Source organism: Xanthovirga aplysinae, assembly GCF_009711365.1.
In the GTDB taxonomy this organism is placed as follows: domain Bacteria; phylum Bacteroidota; class Bacteroidia; order Cytophagales; family Cyclobacteriaceae; genus Xanthovirga; species Xanthovirga aplysinae.
This window is the reverse complement of sequence record NZ_SMMB01000120.1, coordinates 1-406: the sequence shown is the minus strand read 5'-3', so window position 1 is coordinate 406 and position 406 is coordinate 1. Positions and strand designations below refer to the sequence as shown.

Annotated in this window: 1 protein-coding gene; it reads left to right on the top strand. The window is 39.2% G+C overall.

The window, feature by feature from the left end:
• Positions 1 to 86: 86 nt before the first annotated feature.
• Positions 87 to 406: MGMT family protein (locus E1171_RS00155; protein WP_155202978.1), on the top strand; the 320-nt coding region annotated here is incomplete at its 3' end.

Sequence of the window (406 nt, the reverse complement as noted above, 5' to 3'; positions counted from 1 at the left end):
CCAAAGTTTTGGGTTCCTATCGAAAATCCTTTTCCTTTCTTTTATCTTTAAAAATTATTCTTTTGATTTTGAGATAATAATAAGACATGTCCGCTAGTAAAGAAGATTTTTTTAAAGATGTATATGAAGTGGTAAAGTTGGTCCCATCGGGTCGGGTGACAACTTATGGGGCCATAGCTGCTTTTTTGGGAAGAAAGGGTTCCGCCCGAATAGTGGGCTGGGCGATGAATAATGCTCACAATTTGATTAATGTTCCTGCCCACCGGGTGGTTAATCGAATAGGAATGCTTACAGGAAAACATCATTTTGGACATCCTAGTCGTATGCAGGAATTATTGGAAGCGGAGGGAGTAAGCATTAATAATGATAAGGTAATGGATTTCAAATCGCTTTTCTGGGATCCTGC